We start from the raw sequence: 22,482 nt of genomic DNA on the forward strand, positions 1-22,482 counted from the left end.
TGATGGCGATCTTGCCCGTGCAGGCCAGCGACGCGCCGCGCATGGCGCCGGCGCCGGCTTGGGTGGTGGCCGATGCGGTGCCCGGCGCGGTGCCGGGCGCGGGCGGGTTGCGCTATGAGCTGGTGTCCGATCAGGTCGATCTGACCGGCCGTGCCGTGCGGGCGTACCGACGGCTGAGCTATACCGTGCAGCGCGCCAAGAGCCTGGACGAGGCCGGGCAGATTTCCATCGACTACCACCCGCTCTACCAGAGCCTGGAACTCCATAGCCTGGACGTGTGGCGCAACGGACAGCGCATCGACATGCGCCGCCGCGCGCACTACGCCAGCCTGCGCCGCGAAAGCGGGCTGGAGAACGGCTTGCTCGATGGCGCATTGACGCTGTCGATCACCGTGCCCGATCTGCGGGTCGGCGACCGGGTTGATTATGCGGCGACCGTCACCGGCGCCAATCCGGTGTTCGGCAAGGGCTACTTCGATGTGTTCGACGCGCGCTATGGCGTGCCGCTGGGCGAGCGCCGGGTGCGCCTGCGCTATCCCGCCGGGATGACGCTGCAGTGGCGAATCAGCGCGCCGGGTTTCAGCCGCAACCACGGCACGGCCGACGGAGTGGCCACCTTGGACATCGCGGCCAGCAACCTGGCCGCCGCGCAGCCGGAGCCACGCGCACCGGATGACGTGGATCCGTATGGAATGATCGAAATCTCCACCGCCGGCAGCTGGGCTGCGGTGGCAGCGTGGGCCGCGCAGCTGTATCCGGACGGGTTCAAGGATGCACAAGTGGCTGCCGACATCGCGCAGCGCCTGCAGCTGCGGGGCGACGACCCGCAAGGCGCGTTGCTGCGCGCAGTGGCCTTCGTGCAGGGCGACATTCGCTACCTCGGCCTGGACATGGGCGAGAACTCGCATGCCCCGCATGCGCCGGAGGCCACCTTGCGCAACCGCTACGGCGATTGCAAGGACAAGGCCACGCTGTTGATCGCCCTGCTGCAGCTGGCCGGTATTCGCGCCGAGCCGGTGCTGGTCAGCAGCGACAAGGGCGGCGCTTTGGATACGCGCCTGCCCAGCCCGTACGCGTTCGACCACGTGGTGGTGCGCGCGCACCTGCCGCAGGGCGCGGTGTGGGTGGACGCCACCCGCGACCGCGAGGACGGCCCGCTCGCCCAGCGTCGGCCGCTGCCGTTCGTGCGTGGGCTGCCGGTCCTGGCCGGGCAGGCGGCATTGGTCGACGTGCCGGCGCCGATGCCGTCGTTGCCGCAGGTCGAGGTGCATGAAGACATCCGCATTTCACTGCGCGCACCGCAGCGGGTGGCGACCTTTGCCGTAGAGACGGTCTATCGGCAGGGACGTGGCGAACGCGTGGCGTCCAGTTTCGACAGCGATGGCGCGCACGCCATCGGCGAGCACTACCTGGAGTTCATGCAGCAGTACTACACCGCGCTGACCCAGCCCGCGCCGCCGACCATCGACGCGGCCGACAGCTTGAACGTGCGCACGCATGAGGCCTATCGGCTGCAATGGCCAGACACGGAGGGCGATGAAGTGGGCTTTCCGCTGTTTCAGCTGGCCGAGTGGATGGACGCCTTGCCGAAGGGCGCGCGCAAGACACCGCTGGCATTGGGCGGCCCGCAACTGGCGCGCCAGACCATCCAGATTCAGGTCGATCCGCCACTGCAGCTCAACGCCCAGACCCAGGTCGTGGTCAACCCCTGGTTCCGCTTCTCGCGCACGATCGCCATGCATGAAGGGCGCATTCGCATCGTCGGTCAATGGCAACGCTTTACCGATCGGATTCCTGCCGACGGTGTGGCACGCGCGGCGGCCGACATGCAGCGGGCGCGCAACCTGCTGTACTTCGAACACGATTTCAAGCCGCAGCGGCGGGCGCAGCCGCTGCAGTGGCGTGCGCTGGGCTACCCGCTGGCCGGGCTGGTGGTGCTGGGGGTGATGCTGCTGGCGTGCCTGGGCTGGTGGCGTGGCGGTGGGTTGGGCGGCCTGCTGTTCGACCCGCATGGCACGGTGCAGCGCATGCCGCACCAGCCGGGTTTGCGTTGGAGCGCCTGGGCGGCATGGGCGGTGAGCGCGCTGGTGTCGAGCTGGTTGTGGCTGCATGCATGGCCGTGGTGGATGCAGCTGCTTGGCACGCTGGCGGCATTGGCGAGCCTGCCGTTGGGCGGTGTGTTGCTCGAACAGGTATTGCGCTGGATGGGCAGCACGGCACAACGCGCGCGCCTGCTGCCGGCGCTGGCCGGATGCGGCTTGCCCTGGCTGGTCTGTGTGCTGGCGGCGCTGGTGGCGATCCGGGGCAGGGTGGCACTGCTGCAGGGCGGTGCGACCGATGCCACCGGCCTGGCGCAGCTGGCGATGTGCCTGCTGTTGCTGCTGCTGGGAGGGGTGTGGTGGTCGGCCTGCTCGGTCCAGGCAGTGGCCGCTGCGGCCGGTTGTGCACGCGCGCGCGCATTCGGCGCCTGGGCGCTGACGGTGTCGCTGCTGGGCATCGCGGTCGCGGTGCTGGGCGTGCCGCTGGCCCTGGTGGCACTGCGCTAAGGCAGCCTCGACGCGGGTGCTGGCGCGGGCCGAATGAAGATCGGCCTGCATCGCCTCAGGCGGGGCTTTGCAAAGGCGCACGGGGCTGTGACACTGCCAGCCCCCTCGTCGCTGCCGCGGAGCCAGCTTCATGTCGACCGTGCGTCCCCCGTTGACCGTCCATGGCATGTCCCGTTCCGGCAACTGCTACAAGGTGCGCCTGCTGCTGGAACAACTGGGCAGCCGCTATCACTGGGTCGAGGTCGACAGCGTCGCCGGGCAGACCCGCACGCCCGAGTACCTGGCCAAGAACCCCAACGGCAAGGTGCCGATGGTGGAGCGCGACGACGGCCGCGTGCTGACCGAATCCAATGCGATCCTGTTCTGGCTGGCCGAAGGCACCCCGTACCTGCCCACCGACGCATGGCAGCGCGCGCAGGCGCTGAGCTGGATGTTCTTCGAGCAATACAGCCATGAGCCGTACGTGGCGGTGGCGCGTTTCATCCGCCTGTGGACCGCGCCGGGTGCGGCGCGGCGCGCCGAGCTGCCGCAGCTGCGCGTGCGCGGCGAGCAGGCATTGGCGGTGATGGAACAGCATCTGCAGCAGCAGGCCTGGTTCACCGGCGGCGACTATGGCATTGCCGATATCGCGTTGTTTGCCTACACCCATTGCGCCGAAGACGGCGGCTTTGACCTGGAACGCTGGCCGGCGATCGGTGCCTGGCTGCAACGCGTGCGCGCGCTGCCGGGATTCGTGCCGATGCCGGCACCCGCAGCGGTGACCGCATGAGCGGAGCAGACAGGAACATGGCGGCGCCTGCGGCACTGACGCAGGCGTCTGAGCGTGCTGCGATGCGCGCCAGCTGCGCGTGCGCCAGCAGCCGAGGGGAGCCCTGACGATGTGCGGATTGGCAGGATTGCTGATGGCCTCGCCGCGGCTGCATGGCGAACAGCTGGAGGCATTGGTGCGGCCGATGGGCGCGGCGTTGCGTCATCGCGGCCCCGACGATGCCGGCAGCTGGTGCGATGCGCAGGCCGGCGTGGCCCTGGCGCACCAGCGCCTGAGCATCCTGGACCTCTCGCCGCTGGGCCATCAGCCGATGCGCTCGGCCGATGGCCGTTACGTGCTGGCCTATAACGGCGAGGTGTACAACTTCGCGCAGCTGCGCGGCGCGCTGTCGGCGCTGGGGCATCGCTTCCGCGGGCATTCCGATACCGAAGTGCTGCTGGCGGCGGTGGTGGAGTGGGGGCTGGACGACACCCTGGCCCGCTGCAACGGCATGTTCGCCATCGCATTGTGGGATGCGCGCGATAACTGCCTGTTTCTGGCCCGCGACCGGGTCGGCAAGAAGCCGATGTACTACGGCTGGGCCGGCGACACGCTGGTGTTCGGCTCCGAACTCAAGGCGTTGTGGCAGCACCCGGATTTCGACAACGGGGTCGATCGCAATGCGCTGACCCTGCTGCTGCGGCTGGGCTACATCCCGGCGCCGGCCTGCATCCACGAGCACACCTTCAAGCTGATGCCGGGCCGGGTGCTGCGCCTGGATGCGCAGACCGTCGCCGCCGGGGCGGCCGCGCATCGGCCAGATCAGGCACAGCAACCGTTCTGGAATGCGCGCGAGGCGATGCAGCGCGCGCTGGCGGCGCCGTTCACCGGCACCGATGCGCAGGCCGAAGACCAGCTGGACAGCGTGCTACGCGATGCGGTGGCGCTGCGCATGGTGGCCGATGTGCCGGTGGGTGTGTTCCTGTCCGGTGGCACCGATTCGTCCATCGTCACCGCGATGATGCAGGCACAGAGCGCGCAGCCGGTGCACACCTTCAGCATCGGCTTCGAAGGTTCGCACCACGACGAGGCGCCGCTGGCGCGCGAAGTGGCCACGCATCTGCAGACCGACCACACCGAGCTGTACGTCAGCGGCGCCGACGCGCTGGCGGTGGTGCCCATGCTGCCGGACATGTTCGACGAGCCGTTCGCCGATGCCTCGCAAGTGCCCACGGCGCTGGTGGCGCGGCTGGCGCGCGGCGGGGTGACGGTGGCGCTGTCCGGCGACGGCGGCGACGAATTGTTCTTCGGCTATGGCCGCTACCAGCGCGCATTGCGCAACTGGCGCATGCACGGACTGGTGCCCGGCCCGTTGCGTCGGCTGATGGCGGTGGCGGCGCGCAGCAACGGCGAATCCTCGCGTACCGGCGGGCTGGCCGCGCTGGTGGCCGAGGCCGGCGCGCGTGGCATCGGCGACATCTACCGCAACCGCATCTCGCGCTGGCGCGACCCGGCTGCAGTCGTGCTGGGCGCCACCGAGCCAGACAGTTTCTACAGCCTGGCCGACCCGTTGCATGGCTCGGGCACGCCGGCCGACGCGATGATGCTGGCCGACTTCGCCGCCTACCTGCCTGACGATCTGCTGTGCAAGGTGGACCGCACCACCATGGCGGTGGGGCTGGAGGCGCGCGCGCCGCTGCTGGACTGGCGCGTGGCCGAGTTTGCCTGGTCGCTGCCGCTATCGCTCAAGTACCGCGACGGGGTCAGCAAGTACCTGCTCAAGCGCGTGCTATGCCGCTATCTGCCCGATGCGATGGTCTACCGTGGCAAGCGCGGCTTCGGTGCGCCGGTCAGCGCGTGGCTGCGCGGTGATCTGCACGGCTGGGCGGATGATCTGCTGGCGCATGGCATGCTGCAGCGCGAGGGTGTGTTCGCCGCCGACACCGTGGCCGGGCTCTGGCGCGATTTCAACAAGGGCGAACGCAAGTGGCATACCCATCTGTGGACGGTGCTGATGTTCCAGGCCTGGCAGGCGCACTGGCGGGCCCAGCGTGCCGCGCTCGGCCGCTGAGTGATGCGCTTCACCGCCCGTGTGCGCTGCCGACTAAGGTGCGCCACTGGTTTTCCAGATGAATTGACCACAGCCTGGCGCGTTCGGGCGGTGCGTGTCGCAAGGGTATTGATAGGGTGTTCAAACCCTGGCAGCGCAAGGGTCGCGACTGGTGCGACAGTGGCGGTGTAGAACAGTGCTGCACTGGCTGTCCACCAGTTATCCACAGAGTTGTGCATGGTCGTCGGCGCTGCCGATGACTATGCTTCCTGCCCTCGTGTCCCCTGCGTCAGGTCTGTTTGTCCATGTCCGCTCGTCCTGGTTTCCGTTCCAAGCGCAATCGCGATCGCGACGATGACGATTACGATCGTCCCGAGCCACGGCTCGATCAGTTGCGGGTGCCGCCGCATTCGGTCGAGGCCGAACAGGCGGTGCTTGGCGGGCTGATGCTGGCGCCGGATGCGTTCGACCGGGTCAACGACCAGCTCACCGAGAACGACTTCTACCGGCGCGACCACCGGCTGATCTATCGCGCCATCCGCGAACTGGCCGAGAAGGATCGCCCGTTCGACGCCGTGACCCTGGGCGAGTGGTTCGAATCGCAGGGCAAGCTGGAGCAGGTGGGCGATGGCGCCTATCTGATCGAGCTGGCCAGCACCACGCCGTCGGCGGCCAACATCGCCGCGTATGCGGAGATCGTGCGCGACAAGGCCGTGCTGCGGCAGTTGATCGAAGTGGGCACCACCATCGTCAACGACGGCTTCCAGCCGGAAGGCCGCGAGAGCGTGGAGCTGCTGTCGGCGGCGGAAAAAGCGGTGTTCAAGATCGCCGAGGCCGGCGCCCGCGGGCGCACCGACTTCGTGGCGATGCCCGGTGCGTTGAAGGACGCCTTCGAGGAACTGCGCATCCGTTTCGAAAACGGCGGAAACATCACCGGCCTGCCCACCGGCTACAACGATTTCGATGCGATGACCGCCGGCCTGCAGCCGACCGATCTCATCATCCTGGCCGCACGCCCGGCCATGGGCAAGACCACCTTCGCGCTGAACATTGCCGAATACGCCGCGATCAAGTCCAAGAAGGGCGTGGCGGTGTTTTCGATGGAAATGTCGGCCTCGCAGTTGGCGATGCGCCTGATCTCCTCCAATGGCCGCATCAACGCACAGCGTCTGCGCACTGGTGCATTGGAAGACGAGGACTGGGCACGCGTGACCGGCGCGATCAAGATGCTCAAGGAAACCAAAATCTTCATCGATGACACGCCGGGCGTGTCGCCGGAAGTGCTGCGCTCCAAGTGCCGCCGGCTCAAGCGCGAACACGACCTGGGCCTGATCGTCATCGACTACCTGCAGCTGATGTCGGTTCCGGGCAACAGCGAAAACCGCGCCACCGAAATTTCGGAAATCTCGCGTTCGTTGAAGGGCCTTGCCAAGGAACTCAACGTGCCGGTGATTGCCTTGTCCCAGCTCAACCGCTCGCTGGAAACGCGCACCGACAAGCGCCCGGTGATGGCCGACCTGCGCGAATCCGGCGCAATCGAGCAGGACGCGGACATGATCGTGTTCATCTACCGCGACGATTACTACAACAAGGAAAATTCGCCGGACAAGGGCCTGGCCGAGATCATCATCGGCAAGCACCGCGGCGGCCCGACTGGTTCGTGCAAGCTCAAGTTCTTCGGCGAATACACCCGCTTCGACAATCTGGCACACGACTCGGTGGGCAGTTTCGAGTAGTCGAAGTGTTGTGGGGCCGCTCATATGACGACTGCGCTCGCCGCTCCGCAGGACGCAGTCAGCGTTTGGTTGGTATCCGCGCAGACGCTGCGGATGTGTCGGGTGCAGGGCGGGCGATCTGCGGCTTGGCTGCAGGGTCCTTGCCCGCCCACCATCGCAGGACACGCTGCAAGTACGTCCCTGTAAGCTCTTTGGCGGCGTCCATGCCGCCAAAGGTCCCGCGACGGTGAGCGGGCAAGGACCAGTCAAGTTGGTCGGTGCGTAGAGCTTTCAAAAGCCACCAGCCAACTGTCTGGTGCGGTGAGAGCACCGCGCACTCGACCGAAGCTGAGAGTTTGCTGCAGGGCCCTTGCCGCAGCAGAATCGCCCGCCAATGCATCGCGCCATCGTTGCATCTGCTCGCTTATGCTGCGTAGCCTTATCGTCGCTGCCGAGTCCGTATGTCCTACGCCATCGTCTGGTTCCGTCGCGACCTGCGCCTGGAAGACAATCCGGCCATGCGCGCCGCGCTCGATGCCGGCCACCACCCGATCCCGCTCTATATCGATGCGCCGCACGAGGAAGGCGAGTGGATGCCGGGCGCGGCCTCGCGCAGCTGGCGGCATCGTTCGCTGGCCGCGCTGGAGGCGGGCTTGCGCGCGCTGGGCAGCGGCCTGGTGATTCGCGCCGGCAACAGCGCGCAGGTGCTCGATGAGGTGATCGCGCAAACCGACGCGGTGGCGGTGTACTGGAATCGCAAGTACGAACCGGCCACCCAGCCGCGCGATGCACAGATCAAACGCGGCCTGCGCGAGCGCGGCATCGAGGTGCAGAGCTGCAATTCGGCGCTGTTGTTCGAACCCTGGCAGCTGAGCACCCAGCAGGGCGGCCCTTACAAGGTCTTCACTCCGTTCTGGCGCAACGCGCTGACCCAATTGCAATTGCCCGACCCGGTGGCGGCGCCGCGCAGCCTGGCGCCGCTGCCGGCCAAGCTCAAGAGCGACGCGCTGGAGACCTTGGGGCTGCTACCGACGCTGAGCTGGGACCAGGGTTTCTGGGAGCATTGGCAGCCAGGCGAGGCGGGCGCGCACGAGATGCTGGAGATCTTCATCGACGGCGCGCTTTCCGGCTACCGCGAAAATCGCGACCGGCCCGATCGTGTCGGCACCTCGCAACTGTCGCCGCACCTGCACTTCGGCGAGATCGCGCCGTGGCGGATCGCCGCTGCGTTGAACGTACAGCGCAACGCGCGCAACGGTGCGGAGATCGATGGCTATATCCGGCAGCTGGGCTGGCGCGATTTCGCCTATCACCTGCTGCACCATTTTCCGGAGACCACCAACCAGAATCTCAATCCGCGCTTCGAAGGCTTCGATTGGGCCAAGGCCGATCCGGTGGCGTTGCAGGCCTGGCAACGCGGGCGTACCGGCATTCCCATCGTCGATGCCGGCATGCGCCAGCTCTGGCACACCGGCTGGATGCACAACCGCGTGCGCATGATCGTGGCGAGTTTGTTGTGCAAACACCTGCGCATGCACTGGGTCGAAGGTGCGCGCTGGTTCTGGGACACGCTGGTGGATGCGGATCTGGCCAACAACACCATGGGATGGCAATGGGTGGCCGGTACCGGCGCCGATGCCGCGCCGTATTTCCGCGTATTCAATCCGGTAACGCAGGCGGAAAAGTTCGATCCGCAGGCGGTCTACATCACGCGCTGGGTACCGGAGCTTGGCAAGTTGCCAGTGAAGGAGCGCTTTGCGCCATGGCAGCATCCGCTGTCGCTGGCACGCCTGGCACCGGAGTATCCGCGTTCGCCCATCATCGGGCTGGCCGAAGGGCGCGATGCAGCCCTGGCGGCGTATGCGAAAACGCGCGGCTAGCGTCCCTGCGCCATGCGCAGGATCTCGATGAGTACGGCCGGAAACGCTTTCCTGAATGGTGAGCCAGTTGCGTGCAACCAGTGCGCAGCTTCCTCATGTGGTAGTCGCACAGTGCTGTTTATGCTCGCCGACACGATTGAGTGCCGGAAAATCCGGCGATAGGAGAACCGCATGTCTTCAGCAGCCACCAAGCCTCTTGCCGTCGCCCTGGCCAGTGCCATCGCACTGTCCGCCTGCGCCACTGGCGGTTCGTACGTGCAGCGCGATCAATATGGCGACCAGACCCAACAGCAGAACCGTACTGGGCGCAATGCGCTGATCGGCACCGCCATTGGCGTGGCTGCCGGCCTGCTCACCGGCGACAGCGCCACCGAGCGCCGCCAGCATGCAATGGTCGGTGCGGGTATCGGCGCGCTGAGCGGCGCGGCAGTGGGCCAGTACCAGGATCGCCAGGAGCGGGCGCTGCGTGAGCGCACCGCCAACACCGGCATCGACGTGCAGCGGCAGGGCGACAACATCACCTTGAACCTGCCGGACGGCATTACCTTCGACTTCGGCAAGTCTGCGTTGAAACCGCAGTTCTACAGCGCACTCAATGGTGTTGCCTCCACCCTGCGCGAATACAACCAGACCATGGTGGAAGTGGTGGGGCATACCGATAGTGTCGGCAGCGATGCGGTGAACCAGCGCCTGTCCGAAGAACGCGCCAATGCCGTGTCGCAGTACCTGACCGCGCAGGGCGTGCAGCGCGAACGTATGGAGACCATGGGCGCCGGCAAGCGCTATCCGATCGCCGACAACAGCACCGATGCCGGGCGTGCGCAGAACCGCCGTGTCGAAATCCGTCTGATCCCGCTGCGTTCGGAAGGTGCTGCCGGCAATACCGGCATGCGTTGAGTCGCGCGCGCTCATGCAGGGCACGGCGCGTGAGTGGCCAGCGCCGGCGTCATGATGCAGGCCGCGAAAGCGGCCTGTTTTCATGTGCCCTCATCCGCCCTTCGGGCACCTTCTCCCGCGAGCGCGAGAAGGCGTCACCCAGGCGCCCTCAGTGCGTCGTCGCGGCCCGACTCATGCCGTCGCATTTTCCAGAATGCGCTTGCCTTCGGCACGTAGCGCCGCCTCGCTGCCTGCCTGCAGGTCCGTCGCACTGTTGGCGTTCTGCGCCACAAGCCGGGCAGGGCATTGCGCCATCATGTAGTCGGCATCGAAGTTCATGCGCGTGACCAGGAAGTCCACAAACGCGCGCACCTTGGGCGAGACCAGTCGCCCGCCGGCAAACACGGCATTGAAATCCACTTCCGGCCCGGTCCAGCCAGCCAGCACGCGGCGCACCAGGCCCGATTGCACGAACGGCTTGGCCATCACATCGCCGGTCAGCAACAGGCCTTCGCCGCACAGTACTGCGCCGTTGAGCGCGGCCGGGTCATTGGCCACCATCAGTGGATTGACCGGGAAATCGCGCACGTCGCTGCCATCGCTGAGCGACCAGAAAAAGCGGTTGTTGTGCACGTTGCGGTTCTTGCGTAGCGCCAGCGTGCGGTGGAATTGCAACTCGTCCGGATGCAACGGCTCGCCATAGCGTTCGATATACGACGGGCTGGCAAACACCTGCGTGCGCAGGCTGCCGAGTTTGCGTGCGACCAGGTTGGAGTCGGGCAGGGCACCGACGCGCAGGGCCAGATCGGCTTCGCCACCGATCAGGTCCAGCTTCTCGTTGCCCAGATGCATGTCCAGCTGGATTTCCGGGTATTGCGCATGGAATTCGCCCAGCAACGGCGCGATCCAGGTGATGCCCAGCGAATACGGCACGGTGAAGCGCAACCAGCCGCGCGGGCCGGACTGCAATTGCCCCACCGCGCTTTCGGCTTCTTCCAGCTCGCGGGCGATGCGCTGGCAATGTTCGTGGTACACCGAGCCGGCTTCGGTCAGCCCGATGCGGCGCGTGGTTCGATGCAGCAGGCGCGCGCCCAGCCGCGTTTCCAGCTCCTGCACCTTGCGGCTGACGGTGGTCTTGGGCAGGCCAAGCGCGTTGGCGGCGGCGATGAAGCTGCCTTGTTCGACCACCTTGACGAAGATCAGGGTGTCGTTGAGATCGTGATTCATGGGACTGCCTTCCGGGGGTCAGGAGGGATTAGACCGCTTGCGGGATGATTATTCCCCTAAATCCGGACTAATCAAGTGCTGCTTTGAGGCCTAGCGTATGCGGCCTCCCTTCCATCCAGGAGCACGGCCATGTGGTTGTGCGATGTCTTCGGCGTGTCCTCTCCCTCCCGCAGCGCCATTGAAAGCGCCTTCGATCCGGTGCTTTCCCCGGCGAAAGGCCAGCGTGCCAGCGTTTCGCGCAGCCTCGCCGCCTCGCCGAGGCGGCAGGCCGGTGGCGCGCCAACGAAGCGGACTGGACTGTATTTGCGTTGGGCGCAGCGCGGTATTGTCCCGATGTCGGGAACAAAAGTCCCATGAGCGGGATGGTGCAATCCGAGACAGCCGTGATCGGCGGCGCGGGCGACGTGGGCGCCGGCATCGTGGCCGCGTTGCTCGATGCCGGCATGCCGGTCGTGGCGATCGGACGCGATGCTGCCAAGCTGGCCGCCTTGCGTGCCCGGCATGGCGATTCGGCGCTGCTGGACACGGTGCAGGGCTCGGTGGCCGACGATGCTTCCGCGCAGCGCCTGGCGACCGAACTGGCGCAACGGCCGCGGCCGCTGGGCGCGGTGATCGCCAGCCTGGGTAGCCCGCCCAAGGCCGGGCGACTGTTGGACCGGCCGGTGGCCGCGCTACGCCGCCGCCTGGAGCGCGACGTGCTGCCGCATCTGGCGGCCGCCCGCCATCTGCTGCCGCTGCTGGCCGAAGCCGATGGTGGCGGCCGTTATCTGCTCCTGGGCAGCCCGTGCGCGTTGCGTGCGTGGTCGGCGCACGGCGATCGCTCGGTAGCCGCGGCCGCTAACCGCATGCTGGCGCAGGTGCTGCACGAGGAAGCCAAGTCACTGGGCGTTCGCGTGCACCTGCTGTCGGTCGAGCAGCCGGTGTGTACGCCGGGCCGTGCCAAGGAGGCGTGTCCGGAATGGATTCGCGCCGTGGATGTCGGTCGCGCCGCCGTTTCCCTGATCGCCGGGCCTGGCCAGCACGGACAACCCATCGTGACCGTCAGCCGTCGTCCGTATGCCGCCCCGTCGGCGGACCGGCTGGCCGGTCTGCATTTGCCTATCACCACCCGAGAGATCTCCCCATGACCCCGAACGCCACCCCGTTCCGTTTTCCCGTGCGCACCGTCCTGACCGCGGCTGTCCTGGCGGCCGTGCTTGCCGCGTGCGGCGGCGGTGCCGCGCAGACCGGCGCACCACCGCCGCCCAGCGTCAGCGTCGCGCCGGTGCTGATGAAGGACATCAGCCAGTGGGACGAATTCAGCGGCCGCATCGAGCCGGTGGAAAGCGTCGCGCTGCGCCCGCGCGTGTCCGGCTACATCGACAAGGTCAACTACACCGAAGGCGCGGAAGTGAAGAAGGGCGATGTGCTCTTCAGCATCGACAACCGCAGCTACCGCGCCGACTTCGCGCGTGCCAATGCCGCGCTGGTGCGTGCGCGCACCCAGGCCACCCTGGCCAGGAGCGAGGCGGCCCGCGCGCGCAAGCTCTCCGAGCAACAGGCCATTTCCACCGAGATCTGGGAGCAGCGCCGCGCCGCCGCCGATCAGGCCGATGCCGACCTGCTGGCCGCGCAGGCGGCGGTGGACACCGCCAGGCTCAATCTGGATTGGAGCCGCGTGCGTGCCCCCATCGACGGCCGCGCCGGGCGTGCGATGGTCACCGCCGGCAACCTGGTGACCGCCGGCGATAGCGCCAGCGTGCTGACCATCCTGGTATCGCTGGACAAGGTGTTCGTGTACTTCGACGCGGATGAAGGCACCTTCCTGCGTTATGCGCAGATGGCGCGCAGCGGTGAGCGCCCGGACGCGCGCGGCGGCCAGTTGCCGGTACGTATCGGCCTGGTTGGCGAGCAGGGCTTTCCGCACACCGGGCGGGTGGACTTCCTGGACAACCAGGTGACCCGCAGCACCGGTACCATCCGCGTGCGTGCCGTGCTCGACAACGCGCAGCGGCAGTTCACGCCGGGCCTGTATGCGCACGTGCAGTTGCTGGGCAGCGGCCAGTTCAAGGCCATGCTGGTCGACGAAAAGGCGGTGCTGACCGACCAGGACCGCAAGTACGTGTACGTGGTGGACAAGGACGGCAAGGCGCAGCGCCGCGACGTGGAGCTCGGCCGCAGCGCCGATGGTCTGCGCATCGTGCGCACCGGCCTTGCCGCCGGCGACCGCGTGGTGATCGACGGCGTGCAGAAGATCTTCATGCCCGGCATGCCGGTCGATGCCAAGGCCGTGGCCATGGCACCGGCGGCGGACAAGCGCACCGCTTCGAACTAGCGATCGCCCACGCACGGTGTGCGTTCTCGCGCTGACCCGGCGACCGCGCACCACCTGCCACGGCTGCACTGATTCATCGCTGCATTGCAGCCAATGACCGGCCCTGTCATCAGGCCGGCCCGGGGTCGCTGTGCCGCGCCGCCACCCGGCGGCAACCTCCTTCAGGACCATTTCAATGGACTTTTCCAGTTTTTTTATCGACCGGCCGATCTTTGCCGCGGTGCTGTCGATCATCCTCTTCGCGGCCGGCTTGATCGCCATGCCGCTGCTGCCGATCAGCGAATACCCCGAAGTGGTACCGCCGAGCGTGCAGGTGCGCGCGGTGTATCCGGGTGCCAACCCCAAGGTCATCGCCGAGACCGTTGCCACGCCGCTCGAGGAAGCCATCAACGGCGTGGAAAACATGATGTACATGAAGTCGGTGGCCGGCTCCGATGGCGTGCTGGTGGTCACCGTGACCTTCAAGCCCGGCACCGATCCGGACCAGGCGCAGGTGCAGGTGCAGAACCGCGTCAGCCAGGCGCAGGCGCGTTTGCCCGAAGACGTGCGCCGGCAGGGCGTGACCACCCAGAAGCAGTCGCCGACGCTGACCATGGTCGTGCATCTGACCTCGCCCAAGGGCAAGTACAACTCGCTGTACCTGAGCAACTACGCCACCTTGAAGGTCAAGGACGAGTTGTCGCGTCTGCCCGGCATCGGTCAGGTGCAGATCTTCGGCTCGGGCGATTACGCCATGCGCATCTGGCTGGATCCCAACAAGGTGGCCGCACGCGGGCTCACCGCCAGCGACGTGGTCGCCGCGATCCGCGAGCAGAACGTGCAGGTTTCCGCCGGCCAGCTCGGTGCAGAACCCATGCCCAACAAGAGCGATTTCCTGCTCTCGATCAACGCGCAGGGCCGCCTGAGCACTGAAGAAGAGTTCGGCAACATCGTGATCCGCAGCGGCAACAGCGGCGAGATCGTGCGGCTGAGCGATGTGGCACGGTTGGAGCTGGGCGCGGGCAACTACACCTTGCGCTCGCAGTTGGACAACCAGAACGCGGTGGGCATGGGCGTGTTCCAGGCGCCCGGTGCCAACGCGATCGAATTGTCCGATGCGGTGCGCGCCAAGATGGCCGAGCTGGAAAAGCAGTTCCCGCAGGACATGGCCTGGTCGGCCGCCTATGATCCCACCGTGTTCGTGCGCGACTCCATCAGCGCGGTGGTGCACACCCTGCTGGAAGCGGTGCTGCTGGTGGTGCTGGTGGTGATCCTGTTCCTGCAGACCTGGCGCGCGTCGATCATTCCGTTGCTGGCAGTGCCGGTGTCGGTGGTCGGTACGTTTGCCGCGCTGTACCTGCTGGGTTTTTCGATCAACACGCTGAGCCTGTTCGGGCTGGTGCTGGCGATCGGCATCGTGGTCGACGACGCGATCGTGGTGGTGGAAAACGTCGAGCGCAATATCGAAGAAGGCCTGAGCCCGCTGGCCGCTGCGCATCAGGCGATGCGCGAGGTATCCGGACCGATCATCGCCATCGCGCTGGTGCTGTGCGCGGTGTTCGTGCCGATGGCGTTCCTATCGGGCGTGACCGGCCAGTTCTACAAGCAGTTCGCGGTGACCATCGCCATTTCCACGGTGATTTCGGCAATCAACTCGCTGACCCTGTCGCCGGCACTGGCGGCCATGCTGCTCAAGGCGCACGACGCACCCAAGGACGGCCCGTCGCGGTTGATCGACCGGTTGTTCGGCTGGCTGTTCCGTCCGTTCAATCGCTTCTTCAACAGCAGCTCGCACAAGTACCAGGGTGCGGTGTCGCGTGCGCTGGGCAAGCGTGGTGCAGTGTTCGTGGTGTATCTGTTGCTGCTGGTCGGCACCGGTTTCATGTTCAAGGTGGTGCCGGGCGGCTTCATCCCGACCCAGGACAAGCTGTACCTGATCGCCGGCGCCAAGCTGCCGGAAGGCGCATCGCTGGAGCGCACCAACGAGGTGATCCGTCAGATCACCCAGATCGCGCTGCAGACCGAAGGCGTGGACCACGCGATTGCGTTCCCGGGTTTGAATCCGCTGCAATTCACCAACACCCCCAATACCGGTACGGTGTTCCTGACCCTCAAGCCGTTCAGTCAGCGCAGCCGTAGTGCGGTGCAGATCAATGCGGAAATCAATGCGCGCATCAGCCAGATCCAGCAGGGCTTTGCGTTCGCCTTCATGCCGCCGCCGATTCTGGGGCTGGGCCAGGGCTCGGGCTATTCGCTGTACATCCAGGACCGTGCGGGCCTGGGCTATGGCCAGCTGCAGAGCGCGGTGAATGCGATGTCCGGTGCGATTTCGCAAACGCCCGGCATGCAGTTCCCGATCGGCACCTATCAGGCCAACGTGCCGCAGCTCGATGCCAAGGTCGACCGCGACAAGGCCAAGGCGCAGGGCGTGCCGTTGACCAATCTGTTCGACACGTTGCAGACCTATCTGGGTTCGTCGTACATCAACGACTTCAATCGCTTCGGTCGCACCTACCAAGTGATCGCCCAGGCCGATGGACCGTTCCGCGATAGCGTCGAAGACATCGCCAACCTGCGCACCCGCAATGCCAACGGCGAGATGGTGCCGATCGGCAGCATGGTGACGCTGGGCCAGACCTATGGCCCGGATCCGGTGATCCGCTACAACGGCTACCCGGCCGCCGACCTGATCGGTGAAGCGGACCCGCGCGTGTTGTCTTCCACCGAAGCGATGCAGACGCTGTCCAGCATGGCGCCGCAGGTATTGCCCAACGGCATGAACATCGAATGGACCGACCTGAGTTATCAGCAGTCCACGCAAGGCAACGCGGCGTTGATCGTATTCCCGATGGCGGTGCTGCTGGCGTTCCTGGTGCTGGCCGCGTTGTATGAAAGCTGGACGTTGCCGCTGGCGGTGATCCTGATCGTGCCGATGACCTTGCTGTCTGCGTTGTTCGGTGTGTGGCTCACCAATGGCGACAACAACGTGTTTGTGCAGGTGGGCCTGGTGGTGTTGATGGGCCTGGCCTGCAAGAACGCGATCCTGATCGTGGAGTTCGCCCGCGAACTCGAAATGCACGGCAAGGGCATTGTTGAAGCAGCACTGGAAGCCTGCCGCCTGCGCCTGCGCCCCATCGTGATGACCTCCATCGCCTTCATCGCCGGCACCGTGCCGCTGGTGTTCGGCCATGGTGCCGGCGCCGAAGTGCGTTCGGTCACCGGTATCACGGTGTTCGCCGGCATGCTGGGCGTGACCCTGTTCGGACTGTTCCTGACGCCTGTGTTCTATGTGGCGCTGCGTAAGTGGGTGACCCGTCGAGGGCCCGCTGCACCGGCTGTGGTTCCGCATGACGCCGTCAAGGCGTAATTCCTCATATCCATCATCCAAAAGGATTCAGCACATGAGCAACACCAAGATCGCAGTGGTCACCGGCGCCACCCGCGGCATCGGCCTGGAAACCGTTCGTCAACTCGCCCAGGCCGGCGTGCACACGCTGCTGGCCGGCCGCAAGCGCGACGACGCGGTGGCCGCCGCGCTCACGCTGCAGGCAGAAGGCCTGCCGGTGGAAGCGATTCAACTGGACGTCAACGACGACATCAGCATCGCCGCGGCCGTCGGCACGGTGGGGCAGCGTCACGGCCACCTGGACATCCTGGTCAACAACGCCGGCATCATGATCGACGACGTGCAACGCAAGCCGTCCGAGCAAAGCCTGGACACCTGGAAGCGCAATTTCGACACCAACCTGTTCGCGGTGGTGGGCGTGACCAAGGCGTTCCTGCCGTTACTGCGTCGCTCGCTGGCTGGCCGCATCGTCAACGTGTCGAGCATCCTCGGCTCGTTGACCTTGCATAGCCAGCCCGGTTCGCCCATCTACGACTTCAAGGTGCCGGCCTACAACGCCTCCAAGAGCGCCTTGAACAGCTGGACCGTGCACCTGGCTTACGAACTGCGCGACACCCCGATCAAGGTCAATACCGTGCACCCGGGCTACGTCAAGACCGACATGAACAGTGGCGAGGGCGAGATCGAGGTAGCGCAGGGCGCGCACAGCAGCGTGCAGATGGCGCTGCTGGACGCCCACGGCCCCACCGGTAGCTACACCCACCTGGGAGAGACCTTGCCATGGTAAGAACATTGCTCGGCACGGCACTGGCCGCGCTGGTGCTCGGCGGTTGCGCGGTAGGGCCGGATTACCGGCCCGACCCACCCGCCTCGGTCACGCTGCAGGGCGCGCAGAACGCGTCCTTCAGCGCCGAATCCCCGGTCGGCACCTGGTGGTCGCAATTCGACGACCCGGTGCTGGAACAGCTGGTACGCGATGCCTTGTTCGCCAACCACGACCTGCGCATCGCCGTGTCGCGTGTCAAGCAGGCGCGCGCGGTGTTCGTCGAACGTCGTCTGGATCAGGCGCCGCACATCGCCGCACAAGGCAGCTTCGATCGTCGCGAACAGCAGCAGGTGATCGCCGGCAATCAGCGCTTCCTCACCGAACAAACCACCCTTGGTCTCGATGCAGCCTGGGAACTGGATCTGTTCGGCCGCCAGCGCCGCGCATCGGAAGCGGCGCGTGCCGACCTGGATGCCGAGCAGGCCAACCTGCAGGACGTGCAGGTCACCGTGGCGGCCGAAGTAGCGCGCAATTACTTCCAATTGCGCGGCACCCAGAAACAGCTCGCTGTCTCCAGGCGCACCCTGAGCAATCTGCACGACACCCAGAAGCTGACGCAGACGCGTTGGGACCTGGGTGCCGGCAGCGAGCTGGATGTGCAGAGCAGCCTGGCCCGCCTGAAAGCCATCGAAGCGGATATTCCGTTGCTGGAAACCGCCGAGGCACAGTACCGCCACCGGCTGGCCGTGTTGCTTGGCCAACAGCCCAATGCGCTGGACGCCACCCTGGTCGCGCGCAGCATGCCGGCATTCGTGCGGCCGTTGCCGCTGGGCGATACGGCCGGATTGCTGCGTCAGCGCCCGGACGTGCGTCGCGCCGAACGCCAGCTGGCGGCAGCCACCGCGCAGGTGGGCGTTGCCACGGCCGATCTGTTCCCGCGTATCAGCGTCAGCGGCTTTGTCGGCTTCCTGTCCGGCGATGCAGCGCGGCTGACCGACGGCAATGCCAAGGCCTGGTCGATCACTCCGTCGATCAGCTGGGCGGCGTTCGATTTCGGCACCGTGCGGGCGCGCTTGCGTGCCAGCAAGGCGCAGGCCGAAGGTGCGCTGGCACAGTATCAGCAGGCCGTGCTACTGGCGCTGGAAGACACCGAAAACGCCTTGATCGGCTACGGCCGCCAGCAGGCGCGCCTGGCCATCGTGGTCGAGCAGGCCAATGCCGCACGGCGTGCCGAACAGTTGGCGCAGATCCGCTACCGCGAAGGTTCGCAAGACTTCCTCACCTTGCTGGATGCACAGCGCACCCAGCTGGCGGCCGACGATGCCCTGGCGCAGGCCGAGGCGGCAGTCAATGTCGGCGTGGTCGGTGTATACAAGGCCTTGGGCGGGTGGAAGCAGGGCCAGGCGCCGACGGCCGTTCCTCTGGCAATGGGTGCCGTCGAGGCATCCGGGCAGATGGCAAGCGGCACCTCGTTCGAGCGCGGGCAGACCGCGCGCTGACGATCCGGCATCGCGGTCTGCCAGTGCTGCTGGTCGACATCGTCACGCGGCGCGGGAGGTCCCGCATCTGACCGGTGACGCCGCGTCGCCCGGCGGGCGAGGACGCATGCGCGTTGTGGCGATGGTCGCCGCGCGCATGTCCTGCTGTCCCTTAGTCGGCAAGCCGCACGCTGTCGCGGCCGCTGTTCTTGGCCAGGTACAGCGCCGCATCTGCGCGCGAAAACCAGTCCTGCCAATGGGTTTCGCCATCGTGCCGTGCCGCGCCCAGCGAGACGGTGATGCGCCCGCCCGGCCCGCGTAACCCGTTGCGGATCACCTTGCGCAACCGCTCGGTGGTCGCCTCCAGTTCGGCCAGCGAAGCGGCGCGCAGCAGCACCACGAACTCCTCGCCGCCAAAGCGGAAGACCTGATGCGGCGCGCGTACTTCGAAGCGCAGGATGGTGGCCAGGTCCGACAGCGCCGCATCGCCTGCGGCATGGCCGTACAGATCATTGACCTCCTTGAAATGGTCCAGATCCAGGATGATCAGGCTGTTGAGCCGGTCCTGCGGTTGACGTTGCTGGATCTGGTGGGTCAGCGCGCGTTCGAGCATGCGTCGGTTCGGCAGGCCGGTCAGCGCGTCAAGCGACGCCAGCTCTTCCAGATGTACGCGGTCGTCCTGCATCCGCAGCGAAAACACGTAGCCCACCGCCAACGTGACCAGGGTCACCGCCACGGTCGACACGCCCTGGCCGGCACTCACGATCAGGCCGGGCAGGAACAGCAAGGCGGCCAGCAGCGGCAGGCTCAGCAATACCGCACGCTGCGGCCCACACAGGAAATAGTTGGTCGCCAACACCGGAAACAGCCAAGGCAGCGCGCCGTCGCCGCCGGTCCAGCAGGCCACCAGGCAACCTCCGACATTGATCGACGCCAACCAGACGCCACCGGCGCCCGTACGTTCGGCGATACGCATCCGCCAGCCGCGCCAGATCGCCAACATGCCCAACGTAGTGGTGACCAGGCACGCCACCACTTGGCCGGACACAGCCAGATAGACCGCGTAAAGGCAGAGCAGTAGCGCAGTGATTGGCCCAAGCAGCTTGACGATGCCCAGACGAAAATCCCGCCGCAGGTGGAGGATCACATTGAAGGTTCTTTAGGAATCTGCAACATTATCGACCGGACTCGGCAGAAATTGAGCCAGCGGGTGCCGCGACCACGGGTCGGAAAATGAAGCGTTGTCTGGCCGGATTTTCGCCTGCTTGACGGCTTCGTCGTCGCGGCCTTGATGCCGCCGAGGCAGCCGGGCGTGCCCTGCTGCGCACAACTTGACAGATCTCTGGATGCATTGCCGCAGTTGGCTACCAGTCGGGATGCAGGTTCCGATTATCTGGATTTTTTTTGCACTGTGCCAGGTTGCTGCTAAGCAGCACAGGACCTGGCCGGACCGCAGGAAGTTGCTGAGACGGGCGGCCGTATCGCTCGCATGACAGCAAATGCGGGCCGGTTGGCCCCTGGCAAGCAGGTGCGCGGCGTCAATCAGCTAGCAGACGGAACCGTGGGCCTTTCCGCATGGATCGAGACGTTCACGTACCCGCTGCTTCATGCATGAAAAAGGCCGAGAACCCTTGTTTTACAGGGGTTCCCGGCCTCTCCAGGACCTCATCGGTCCGCTCATTGGTGGAGGTGGGCGGAGCCTGTAAACGCCCTCAGACAATCCACTGATCCTAAACAAATTAGAACTCAATGGATGGGTTTGCTTTGATACCTCAGATGATACCCGACCACCGTCACAACCGTGGACGGATCCAATCCCAGACATCTTTGGCGAGCCATCCAGCGTATTGATCGACACTGAGTTTGCTCACAAAGAGGCGATCATTGTTGTCAAGCTTCTGACGGAGGTCATCACTCAACTGCTGAGCAGTTCCGGTGCTCTGCATCCATCGCACGCTTTCCAATCCGCTGTCCTGCGTGTTGGCGTAGCGCTCCAAATGCTGGATGAACTGGCGGCGCGCAGCGTCATAGTTGCTGCGTTCTTTGTTGAGGTTCCAAGTCACGACGTAGACAGCCATTGCACTTCCTCCGTCCCAAGACCCGTCAGAGAATTCCGACTACAAGGACTTGTCGAAGTCGACAATTACCGACCACCGGGGTTGCAACGAAGCAAAAGATACGCTAAACGTAAGATACGGGCAACGTAATTTACGAGCAACGTAGCTTACGTTCATCCTTGGGGCATGACTTCTCCCAACGCCCGCAGTGTTCGTGTCGTCTTCGCCGCCCGCATGAAGAAGCGGAGGAAGACACTTCGGCTCAGCCAGAAGGCATTAGGAGTGCTCATGGGACTACCAGAAGATGTCGCAGCCGTTCGAATCAATCGATACGAGCGGGCAGTGCACGAGTGCGACAGTGAGACCGCCCAGAAGATGGCTGATGCCCTAGGCGTCTCTCTCGCCTACCTCTATGCAGAGACAGAGGAACTAGCAGAACTCATCCAGGAGTTCATGCAGCTTCCCACCAAAGATCAGCACGCGCTTTTGGCTGACATCAAGTCTCGTTCCAAGACCAATCGTGTGCGTTAACTGGCATCACATGTGTCGGTGAAGTTCGAGCTAGCTGTAAGGGTTTTCTGATAATCATCGAATTTTAACCATTTTTGTGACGCGCATTCATTCATTCATTATTTTTACCTTGCTTTGACATAGTTGTCAGGGCATGTTGCCCGGGCTTGGTCAGTGCGTCGAAATTTTATGGATGGAAATTTTGAGTTAGCGCCGCTTGATTTGGCCTTTGCGCCACTTCCAGGACGACGCGATGCGCCTGATGCTTCGGTTTGGCTCGATGCATCGTTTTCGGTCTATACGCCAGCGTTGTTGGATCCACCACTTCGAACCTATGAAAAAATAGGGGATTACCAACGGTTTGAGTCAGATGCTCAATGCGTTGGCTACCTTTCAGCTCTGTCTTCTCGGTTAGTTCATGTATGCAGAGGAACCTGGAAGTTCTCCGGCATTGCTGATTTGAGGGCAAATCGCTATGCGACATCAGCCATCAATGCATCCCTTAAAGCAGGGCTTCCAGATGCGCATGGTATTTTAAACTGGTCATTAAATTTGGCCAAAAATTTAGGCAATAGCCAAGTCAGAAGTCGCACAGATAATGCATGGGTCGGTGGAAAGAAGCCGTCAGAAGCCTGGCTTGTTTTACCGCAGGCAAATCAACTACCTTATCTTCTGAGAAACCTCGAAGATTTACTACAAGGCAAGAGCGCCCAGACAATCAACTGCGCATTTTTCGAAGCCATTGCGTATCAGATGATCTGCATCCATCCACTTAGTGATACTAATGGACGGGTGACCCGCACCCTCTTGATGAATCTTGCGGGACGCTATCGAAACCTCTATCCACTATACATTGCTCACTGCCTGACCTTTGCCAAACAGCGAACGGGTCAAACCTGGACCTGATTAGCCCCATCCCTCAGCCAAGAAAGTTGCTTGCCATGCGCAAAACTCGCTCTGGGCAAGGCTTGCAGCGCATCAGCGCCGTCG

At 65.0% G+C, this 22,482-nt stretch carries 16 protein-coding genes and 1 pseudogene; 14 read left to right on the forward strand and 3 right to left on the reverse strand.

The window, feature by feature from the left end; all coding sequences use genetic code 11:
- The first annotated feature begins 2 nt into the window (after positions 1-2).
- The 6 genes from XcuCFBP2542_RS10810 (at position 3) to XcuCFBP2542_RS10840 (ending at position 9,836) form a co-directional block, all read left to right on the forward strand.
- Complete coding sequence (locus tag XcuCFBP2542_RS10810) at positions 3-2,546, forward strand: DUF3857 domain-containing protein (protein WP_104603594.1); 2,544 nt, start codon at positions 3-5, stop codon at positions 2,544-2,546.
- Between the two features lie 130 nt (positions 2,547-2,676).
- Positions 2,677-3,315 (forward strand): glutathione S-transferase family protein, encoded by a 639-nt coding sequence (locus XcuCFBP2542_RS10815; protein WP_167526842.1) that lies wholly within the window; start codon positions 2,677-2,679, stop codon positions 3,313-3,315.
- A gap of 109 nt (positions 3,316-3,424) precedes the next feature.
- Positions 3,425-5,365 carry an asparagine synthase (glutamine-hydrolyzing) gene (asnB, locus tag XcuCFBP2542_RS10820; RefSeq protein ID WP_104603574.1) on the forward strand — a complete coding sequence of 647 codons (1,941 nt, stop codon included), beginning with the start codon at positions 3,425-3,427 and terminating at the stop codon, positions 5,363-5,365.
- A gap of 284 nt (positions 5,366-5,649) precedes the next feature.
- Positions 5,650-7,080 (forward strand): replicative DNA helicase, encoded by a 1,431-nt coding sequence (locus XcuCFBP2542_RS10825; protein WP_104603575.1) that lies wholly within the window; start codon positions 5,650-5,652, stop codon positions 7,078-7,080.
- 440 nt (positions 7,081-7,520) lie between these two features.
- On the forward strand, positions 7,521-8,939 hold the full coding sequence (locus tag XcuCFBP2542_RS10835) for a cryptochrome/photolyase family protein (protein ID WP_104603576.1): 1,419 nt from the start codon (positions 7,521-7,523) through the stop codon (positions 8,937-8,939).
- 171 nt (positions 8,940-9,110) lie between these two features.
- On the forward strand, positions 9,111-9,836 hold the full coding sequence (locus XcuCFBP2542_RS10840) for a YiaD family glycine zipper/OmpA-like lipoprotein (protein ID WP_104603577.1): 726 nt from the start codon (positions 9,111-9,113) through the stop codon (positions 9,834-9,836).
- A 171-nt stretch (positions 9,837-10,007) separates the two neighbouring features.
- On the opposite strand, the gene XcuCFBP2542_RS10845 is transcribed toward XcuCFBP2542_RS10840, so the two are convergent.
- Positions 10,008-11,042: an XC_2801 family transcriptional regulator gene (locus tag XcuCFBP2542_RS10845; RefSeq protein WP_104603578.1), complete on the reverse strand. Its 1,035-nt coding sequence runs from the start codon at positions 11,040-11,042 to the stop codon at positions 10,008-10,010.
- Positions 11,043-11,171: 129 nt separating this feature from the next.
- On the opposite strand from XcuCFBP2542_RS10845, the gene XcuCFBP2542_RS19725 reads away from it, so the two are divergent.
- The 6 genes and pseudogenes from XcuCFBP2542_RS19725 to XcuCFBP2542_RS10875 form a co-directional block, all read left to right on the forward strand.
- Positions 11,172-11,399: a hypothetical protein gene (locus tag XcuCFBP2542_RS19725; protein ID WP_104603579.1), complete on the forward strand. Its 228-nt coding sequence runs from the start codon at positions 11,172-11,174 to the stop codon at positions 11,397-11,399.
- Positions 11,396-12,169: an SDR family oxidoreductase gene (locus XcuCFBP2542_RS10855; protein ID WP_104603580.1), complete on the forward strand. Its 774-nt coding sequence runs from the start codon at positions 11,396-11,398 to the stop codon at positions 12,167-12,169. Before XcuCFBP2542_RS19725 ends, XcuCFBP2542_RS10855 begins: the two co-directional genes overlap by 4 nt.
- Positions 12,166-13,356, forward strand: a complete 1,191-nt coding sequence (locus XcuCFBP2542_RS10860) for an efflux RND transporter periplasmic adaptor subunit (protein WP_104603581.1) — start codon at positions 12,166-12,168, stop codon at positions 13,354-13,356. Before XcuCFBP2542_RS10855 ends, XcuCFBP2542_RS10860 begins: the two co-directional genes overlap by 4 nt.
- 175 nt (positions 13,357-13,531) lie before the next feature.
- On the forward strand, positions 13,532-16,702 hold the full coding sequence (locus XcuCFBP2542_RS10865) for an efflux RND transporter permease subunit (RefSeq protein WP_104603582.1): 3,171 nt from the start codon (positions 13,532-13,534) through the stop codon (positions 16,700-16,702).
- Positions 16,703-16,736: 34 nt separating this feature from the next.
- Positions 16,737-17,468, forward strand: coding sequence for an SDR family oxidoreductase (locus XcuCFBP2542_RS10870; RefSeq protein WP_104603583.1), 732 nt, complete (start codon positions 16,737-16,739; stop codon positions 17,466-17,468).
- Positions 17,462-18,877, forward strand: a pseudogene (locus tag XcuCFBP2542_RS10875) (efflux transporter outer membrane subunit); the annotation flags it as partial. The gene XcuCFBP2542_RS10870 and the pseudogene XcuCFBP2542_RS10875, both read left to right, overlap by 7 nt.
- A gap of 220 nt (positions 18,878-19,097) precedes the next feature.
- On the opposite strand, the gene XcuCFBP2542_RS10880 reads toward XcuCFBP2542_RS10875, so the two are convergent.
- Both XcuCFBP2542_RS10880 and XcuCFBP2542_RS10885 read right to left on the reverse strand, forming a co-directional pair.
- Complete coding sequence (locus XcuCFBP2542_RS10880) at positions 19,098-20,072, reverse strand: GGDEF domain-containing protein (RefSeq protein WP_104603584.1); 975 nt, start codon at positions 20,070-20,072, stop codon at positions 19,098-19,100.
- A 646-nt stretch (positions 20,073-20,718) separates the two neighbouring features.
- Complete coding sequence (locus XcuCFBP2542_RS10885; RefSeq protein WP_104603585.1) at positions 20,719-21,003, reverse strand: hypothetical protein; 285 nt, start codon at positions 21,001-21,003, stop codon at positions 20,719-20,721.
- A 213-nt stretch (positions 21,004-21,216) separates the two neighbouring features.
- On the opposite strand from XcuCFBP2542_RS10885, the gene XcuCFBP2542_RS10890 reads away from it, so the two are divergent.
- Both XcuCFBP2542_RS10890 and XcuCFBP2542_RS10895 read left to right on the forward strand, forming a co-directional pair.
- Positions 21,217-21,513 carry a helix-turn-helix domain-containing protein gene (locus XcuCFBP2542_RS10890; protein ID WP_104603597.1) on the forward strand — a complete coding sequence of 99 codons (297 nt, stop codon included), beginning with the start codon at positions 21,217-21,219 and terminating at the stop codon, positions 21,511-21,513.
- Positions 21,514-21,666: 153 nt separating this feature from the next.
- On the forward strand, positions 21,667-22,398 hold the full coding sequence (locus XcuCFBP2542_RS10895; protein WP_249027642.1) for a Fic family protein: 732 nt from the start codon (positions 21,667-21,669) through the stop codon (positions 22,396-22,398).
- Positions 22,399-22,482: the final 84 nt, after the last annotated feature.

This window comes from Xanthomonas cucurbitae (assembly GCF_002939885.1).
In the GTDB taxonomy this organism is placed as follows: Bacteria; Pseudomonadota; Gammaproteobacteria; order Xanthomonadales; family Xanthomonadaceae; genus Xanthomonas; species Xanthomonas cucurbitae.